Origin of the sequence: Streptomyces sp. NPDC002779 (assembly GCF_042888685.1) — a bacterium.
GTDB lineage: Bacteria > Actinomycetota > Actinomycetes > Streptomycetales > Streptomycetaceae > Streptomyces.
In genome coordinates this window covers 120,332-127,458 of the sequence record NZ_JBIAQC010000017.1, presented here as the reverse complement: position 1 = coordinate 127,458, position 7,127 = coordinate 120,332, and the positions used below count along the sequence as shown (strand labels likewise).

Sequence of the window (7,127 nt, the reverse complement as noted above, 5' to 3'; positions counted from 1 at the left end):
CGGGGACGGGCCCTGGACACTGGCCCGAAGTTCAGCCGATCGATTCCTCCTTCACATGGCTGTCCTCACTTACTTGGAGCGACTTCGTGTCGCACCCTGTTGGCGTCAGTTGGCCCGTTCAGGGCCGGGGTGTCTTCGGAGGCGCCATGGACCAGGTGCGCTCCTGCCACTAACGTCCCGGAACGTGCCCGACGACGCACGCGTACGCCACCGCACGGGAACGGGGCTCGGTCTGCTGCTGGCCCTCGTTCTCGGCGCCGTGCTGCTCACCGCGCTTCCCGAGGACGACGACACGGACGGCGCCTGCGCACCCCGTACCGTCCGGGCCTGGTCCGCCGATCAGCGGCTCACCTCGGAGTTCGCGCGCTACGGCAACGACGCCTCGCGCACCGACGACTGGACCGGCGGTGACGGCACCCACTCGGTGCGACTGCCGGACGGACGGGTGCTGTGGCTGTTCTCGGACACCTATCTGGGCCAGGTGCACGCCCCGCCCAACCCGGTCGGTGAGTCGTACGCCTGGCGGGACACCACGGCGCCGATGGTGCGGAACTCGGCGGTCGTGATGCGGGACGGGCGGCTGGAGAGCACCCTGCCCGCTCCCCTCTTCCCCGATCCCGCGCCGGGCCAGTGGCGCTGGCCGGTCGCGGCACGCGTCGAGCCCCGCTCCCCCGGCTCCTCGGAACAGGTCCTGCGGGTACTGCTGTGGGTGCGGACGAACGGCCAGTCGCCGTGGATCTACGGCGTGCCCACCGCCACCGAGGTCGCCACGCTCTCGCTGCCCGATCTGCGCGTCGAGTCGACGGTCAAGGTCCTCGACCAGCAGCAGGTCCCCGATCCGTCCCGGCGCGTGCTGTTCGGCACGACGCTGCTGGAGGAGGACGGCTTCACCTACGTCTTCGGCGGCGACGACGGCCGGGCGGTGTCCCGTCCGGCGTCGCAGGCGTACGTCGCCCGGGTCCCCGAGGGCGGTCTCGCCGATCCGGGCGCCTGGGAGTACTGGGACGGCGAGGAGTGGGCGGTGGGCGTCCGCCCGCGTCCGGTGCTCGGGGACGAGCGGCGCACCGGGGTGGGCAGCGCCTTCTCGGTGGTGCGCGACGGGCGGACGTATGTGCTGTTCACCATGGCGGCGGGCGGGGCGGGGCTGACGACCGTGACCTCGTACTGGTCCTGTTCGCCCACCGGGCCCTGGCACGGGCCGGCCAAGGACTTCAGCCCTTCCCTGCCGGACGGGCAGGTGGCCGCGTACAACCCGCAGACGCACCCCGAACTGAGCGAGGACGGGCGGCTGGTGCTCAGCTACGACGTCAACTGGCTGGAGACCACCGGCGCCGCCGCCCAGCTCAGCCGGAACGTCGCCCTGTACCGACCGCGGTTCGTGACCCTCCGGCTGGCGGCCGGGGGGTGACCTCCGTGACGGGGTCGCGGGAGCGCCGCTTGGCGATCACCGCGCACACCATCAGCTGCATCTGGTGGAAGAGCATCAGCGGCAGCACGGCCAGCGAGGCGTGCGCGCCGAACAGGACGCTCGCCATGGGCAGCCCGGCGGCGAGGGACTTCTTGGAGCCGGCGAACTGGATGGCGATCCGGTCCTCCCGGCCGAAGCGCAGCGCCTTGGCGCCGTACCAGGTCAGCGTGAGCATCACGGCGAGCAGCACGGCCTCGACGGCGAGCAGTCCGGCCAGCCGGGCGGGGCTGACCTGGTGCCAGACGCCCTGGACCATGCCCTCGCTGAAGGCGGTGTAGACGACGAGCAGGATGGAGCCGCGGTCCACCAGGCCGAGGACCTTCTTGTGGCGGGTGAGGAAGCCGCCGATCCAGCGGCGCAGCACCTGCCCGGCGAGGAACGGCACCAGCAGTTGTAGCACGATCTTCAGCACGGAGTCGGCGGAGAAGCCGCCGCCCGCGCCGCCGAGCAGGCTCGCCGCGAGGAGGGGGGTGGCGACGATGCCGACCAGCGAGGAGAAGGAACCCGCGCAGATGGCGGCGGGCACGTTGCCGCGGGCGATCGAGGTGAACGCGATCGACGACTGGACGGTGGAGGGCACCAGGGTGAGGAAGAGCAGGCCCTGGTAGAGCGGGTCGGTCAGCAGCACCGGGACGAGTCCGCGGGCCGCCAGGCCGAGCACCGGGAAGACGACGAAGGTGCAGGCCAGGACGGTGAGGTGGAGTCGCCAGTGGCGCAGTCCGTCCAGCGCCTCCCGGGTGGAGAGGCGGGCGCCGTACAGGAAGAAGAGGAAGGCGATCGCCGCTGTCGAGGCACCGGAGGCCACCTCGGCCCCCGTCCCGCGCGCCGGCAGCAGGGCGGCCAGCCCCACCGTGCCGAGCAGCAGCAGGACGTACGGGTCGATCGGCAGCCGACGCGGCCATCGCAGGCGTTTCACTGTGCTCCACTACTTCGCTGTACGTCCGGTCCGAGGGCACGGTCGTGCCCTCCCCATCGTCCTCCCCGGCAGCCTGATCGGGAATCCGGCATACCGTTCTGACTGTCATCACATTCCGCGATAGCCGCGCTAGTCTGGGGGCGTGTACGACCCCTCCCAGCTGCGCACGTTCCTGGCGGTCGCCCAGACGCTGAGCTTCACCCAGGCCGCCCGGCGGCTCGGGCTGCGCCAGTCGACGGTCAGCCAGCACGTACGGCGGCTGGAGGACGCCACGGGGCGGCAGCTCTTCGCCCGGGACACCCACTCGGTGGAGCTGACCGAGGACGGCGAGGCGATGCTCGGCTTCGCCCGGCGGATGCTGGAGGTCCACGAGCAGGCGGCGGCCTTCTTCACCGGGACCCGGCTGCGCGGGCGCCTGCGCTTCGGCGCGTCCGAGGACTTCGTGCTGACCCGGCTGCCGGAGATCCTGGAGGGCTTCCGGTACGAGCATCCGGAGGTCGACCTGGAGCTGACGGTGGAGCTCTCGGGCACCCTGCACGAGCAGCTGGCCGCCGGAAAGCTGGACCTGGTCCTCGCCAAGCGGCGTCCCGAGGAGCCGGGGGGCGAGCTGGTGTGGCACGACCGGCTGGTGTGGATCGGGGCGGAGCGGCTGCGGCTGGAGGCGGACCGCCCGGTGCCGCTGATCGTCTATCCACCCCCGGGCATCACCCGCGCCCTGGCGCTGGAGGCCCTGGAGCGCCAGGGTCGGGAGTGGCGGATCGTGTGCACCAGCGGCAGCCTCAACGGCCTGATCGCGGCGGCCCGGGCGGGCCTGGGCGTGATGGCGCACTCGCGGGGGCTGATCCCGCCGGGGCTGGTCAGGATGGCGCAGCGGTCGGGGCTGCCGGAGCTGGGCCGGGTGGACTTCGTGCTGGTCCACGGGCAGCGGCGGACGACCGCCCAGGGAGCGGCCGAGGCGCTGGCGGCGGCGATCCTGGCGGGCGGGGAGCGACTGCACCGCCGCTGATGTGCTCGTACAGATTCGGTGGAGATTACGGCACCGAAACTTACTCGACGGTCAGTTTTCTGTCCGACCCTTCCCCATGTAAGCGCATTTCCGCCCCTAGAACTGTGCATACCCGGGCCCCGCCCGGCTTTTTGCCCCCTCCCGTCAGACAGGAGCGTGGGGTAGCTTTCACGGCTCTGTGCGGAGCGTCGACAGCAGGGAGCGGGGTTTGCGCGAGTTCACCAACCCTCCGTCGGCGTCGGCCCCGCCGGTGGGCGGACTGGCCGACGTGGTGTTCGAGCGCGCCCGGGAGGACCCGGCGCATGTGGCCCTCGGCCGCAAGGACGACGCCGGGCACTGGCGGGACGTGACCTCCGCCGAGTTCCGCGACGAGGTGCTCGCCCTGGCCAAGGGGCTGCTCGCCCGGGGCGTCCGGTTCGGCGACCGGGTCGCCATCATGTCCCCCACCCGCTACGAGTGGACCCTCTTCGACTTCGCCCTGTGGACCATCGGCGCCCAGGTGGTGCCGGTCTACCCGACCTCCTCCGCCGAGCAGTGCTTCTGGATGCTGCACGACGCGGAGGTCTCGGCGGCGGTCGTCGAGCACGAGGACCAGGCGATGACCATCGCCACGGTCATCGACCGGCTGCCGCGGCTGCGCGAGCTGTGGCAACTGGACGCGGGCTGCGTCCCGGAGCTGTACGACGCCGGCGCCCACCTCGACGACGAGGTGGTGCACCGGCACCGCCAGGCGGTCACCCCCGACTCGGTCGCGACCGTCATCTACACCTCCGGCACCACCGGCCGCCCCAAGGGCTGTGTCCTGACCCACGGCAACTTCATGTACGAGGCGGACACCGTCATCGAGCGCTGGGAGCCGGTCTTCCACTCGAAGAAGGGCGACGAGGCGGCGACCCTGCTCTTCCTGCCGCTCGCGCATGTGTTCGGCCGTATGGTGCAGGTCGCCGCGGTCCGCGGGGGCGTCCGCTTCGGCCATCAGCCGCAGATGAACGCCGCCGCCCTGCTGCCCGACCTCGCCGCGTTCCGGCCGACCTTCTTCCTCGCCGTGCCGTACGTCTTCGAGAAGGTCTTCAACGCCGCCCGCCGCAAGGCCGAGAAGGAGGGCCGGGCCGGTGCCTTCGAGAAGGCCGTCGAGGTCGCGGTGAAGTACGCGGACGCCATGGAGGCCAAGGCGTGGGGGACCGGGCCCGGCCCCTCGGCCGGCCTGCGCATGCAGCACCAGCTCTTCGACAAGCTCGTCTACGGCAAGATGCGGGCCGCGATGGGCGGCCGGATCCGGCACGCCATGTCCGGCGGCTCGGCGATGGACCGCCGGCTCGGCCTGTTCTTCGCGGGCGCGGGCGTGCACATCTACGAGGGCTACGGCCTGACCGAGTCCACGGCGGCGGCCACCGCCAACCCGCCCGAGCGCACCCGCTACGGCTCGGTCGGACAGCCCATCCCCGGGATGAGCGTGCACATCGCGGACGACGGGGAGATCTGGCTGCGCGGCGCCAACGTCTTCCAGGGCTATCTCAACAACCCCAAGGCCACCGACGAGACCCTGCACGACGGCTGGCTGGCCACCGGCGACCTCGGCTCCCTCGACGAGGACGGCTATCTCACCATCACCGGGCGCAAGAAGGAGATCCTGGTCACCTCGGGCGGCAAGAGCGTCTCGCCGGGCGTGCTGGAGGAGCGGGTCCGCGACCATCCGCTGGTCGCCCAGTGCGTCGTCGTCGGCAACGACCGCCCCTACATCGCGGCCCTGGTCACCCTCGACCAGGAGGCAGTGGACCACTGGCTGGCCATGCGCGGCAAGCGGCGGCCGCCCCCGGCCGAACTGGTGCGCGACGCCGACCTGGAGGCGGAGGTGCGGCGCGCGGTGGTCGCCGCCAACACCCTGGTCTCGCAGGCCGAGTCGATCCGTACCTTCCGGATCCTCGCCCAGCCCTTCACCGAGGAGCAGGGCCTGCTCACCCCCTCGCTCAAGCTGAAGCGCAGGGCGATCGAGAAGGCCTACGCCGGCGAGGTGGCGGCGCTGTACCAGGCCTGAGAGTTCAGGACGGACTCCGGACGGATTGCGCGATCAGGAATGCATCGCGGCCCGTGATCGTTGACGATGGGAGTACCACTTGACGACAACCGTAAGGATCACGAGCTCGTGAGCAAGGTTCCCCCGATCATCCTCAACAACGGCGTCGAGATGCCCCAGCTGGGCTTCGGCGTCTGGCAGGTGCCGGACGACGAGGCGGAGCAGGCGGTCAGCACGGCTCTGGAGGCCGGGTACCGCAGCATCGACACAGCGGCGATCTACGGCAATGAGGAGGGCACCGGCAAGGCCATCACCGCCTCCGGCGTCCCCCGCGAGGACCTCTTCGTCACCACCAAGCTCTGGAACTCCGAGCAGGGGTACGACACCACCCTGCGCGCCTTCGACACGTCGCTGGCCAAGCTCGGCCTGGACTACGTGGACCTGTACCTCATCCACTGGCCGCTGCCGGCCCGGGACACCTACGTCGACACCTACAAGGCGTTCGAGAAGCTGCACGCCGACGGCCGCATCAAGGCGATCGGCGTGTCCAACTTCCTGCCGGAGCACCTGGAGCGGCTGATCGGCGAGACGTCCGTCGTCCCGGCCGTCAACCAGATCGAGCTGCACCCGCACCTCCAGCAGCACGCCTCCCGCACGTTCCACGCGGAGCACGGCATCGCCACCGAGGCCTGGTCGCCGCTCGGCCAGGGCAAGGGCCTGCTGGAGGTCCCGGCGATCGTGGCCATCGCCCGGAAGCACGACCGCACCCCGGCCCAGGTCGTGCTGCGCTGGCACCTCCAGCTCGGCAATGTGGTGATCCCGAAGTCGGTCACCCCGTCCCGGATCCAGGAGAACATCGACGTGTTCGACTTCCGCCTGGACGACGAGGACCTGGCGGCGATCAGCGCGCTGAACGAGGACCGCCGGATCGGTCCGGACCCGGCGACGTTCGACGTCGTCTGACGCGTGCGGCGCGGGCGGTCCGGGTCACCGGACCGCCCGGGCCGGTCAGTTGGGCTGTCCGACCGGCCGTACGACGACGGTGTTGACGTCGACCCCGTCCGGCTGGCGGATCGCCCAGACGATCGAGTCGGCGAGTTGGTCGGCGGTGAGCAGATGCCCGGGCGGCAGGCTGCCGTAGCTGTCCCAGAACGGCGTCTCCACCCTGCCCGGCGCGATCAGCGTCACGCCGATGCCCCACTCGGTCACCTCACGGCGGGTGTTCTCGGCGAGCCCGGTCACCGCCCACTTGGTCGCGCCGTAGAGGTTGCCCGGCGTGTGCACGAACCCGGCGACACTGCCGACCAGCACGATCCGGCCCCGGGTCTCCTTCAGGGCGTCGATCGAGGCGCGGATGAGCAGCGCCGGTCCGAGGACATTGGTCAGGATCATCTCCGGCCAGCCGGCCGGGTCCCCCTCGGCGACCGAGTCGTGGGTGGCAATGCCGGCGTTGGCGACGACCGTGTCGAGGCGCCCGAACCGCTTCAGCGTGGTGTCCACCGCGCCCTGGATGTGCTCGTGGTCCGCGGCGTCCCCGACGATCGTCAACAGCCCCTCGGGATCGCCGAGTTCCTCGGCGAAGCCGCGCAGCCGGGCCTCTCCGCGGCCGGTGACGGCCACCCGGTGCCCGGCGTCCAGCAGCCGACGCGCCGCGGCGGCGCCGATGCCGCTGCCGCCGCCGGTGATGAGTGCGACCGGAGAGTCGGTCATGGTTACCCCCTGT

At 71.4% G+C, this 7,127-nt stretch carries 6 protein-coding genes; 4 read left to right on the top strand and 2 right to left on the bottom strand.

The annotated features are described in order from the left end of the window. The first annotated feature begins 184 nt into the window (after window positions 1-184). On the top strand, window positions 185-1,408 hold the full coding sequence (locus ACFYW5_RS33020; protein WP_389420808.1) for a DUF4185 domain-containing protein: 1,224 nt from the start codon (window positions 185-187) through the stop codon (window positions 1,406-1,408). Here ACFYW5_RS33020 and ACFYW5_RS33015 read toward each other — a convergent pair. After that, complete coding sequence (locus tag ACFYW5_RS33015) at window positions 1,344-2,384, bottom strand: bile acid:sodium symporter family protein (RefSeq protein WP_389420807.1); 1,041 nt, start codon at window positions 2,382-2,384, stop codon at window positions 1,344-1,346. The genes ACFYW5_RS33020 and ACFYW5_RS33015 overlap by 65 nt on opposite strands. Window positions 2,385-2,526: 142 nt before the next feature. Here ACFYW5_RS33015 and ACFYW5_RS33010 point away from each other — a divergent pair, with 142 nt between their 5' ends. The 3 genes from ACFYW5_RS33010 to ACFYW5_RS33000 all read left to right on the top strand — a co-directional run bounded on the left by ACFYW5_RS33010 (window position 2,527) and on the right by ACFYW5_RS33000 (window position 6,367). After that, window positions 2,527-3,390: a LysR substrate-binding domain-containing protein gene (locus ACFYW5_RS33010; RefSeq protein ID WP_389420806.1), complete on the top strand. Its 864-nt coding sequence runs from the start codon at window positions 2,527-2,529 to the stop codon at window positions 3,388-3,390. A gap of 208 nt (window positions 3,391-3,598) precedes the next feature. Next, complete coding sequence (locus ACFYW5_RS33005) at window positions 3,599-5,425, top strand: AMP-dependent synthetase/ligase (protein ID WP_389420805.1); 1,827 nt, start codon at window positions 3,599-3,601, stop codon at window positions 5,423-5,425. 150 nt (window positions 5,426-5,575) lie between these two features. After that, window positions 5,576-6,367: an aldo/keto reductase gene (locus ACFYW5_RS33000; RefSeq protein WP_389420815.1), complete on the top strand. Its 792-nt coding sequence runs from the start codon at window positions 5,576-5,578 to the stop codon at window positions 6,365-6,367. Between the two features lie 45 nt (window positions 6,368-6,412). On the opposite strand, the gene ACFYW5_RS32995 is transcribed toward ACFYW5_RS33000, so the two are convergent. Further along, window positions 6,413-7,114, bottom strand: a complete 702-nt coding sequence (locus tag ACFYW5_RS32995) for an SDR family oxidoreductase (protein WP_389420804.1) — start codon at window positions 7,112-7,114, stop codon at window positions 6,413-6,415. Window positions 7,115-7,127 lie beyond the last annotated feature (13 nt).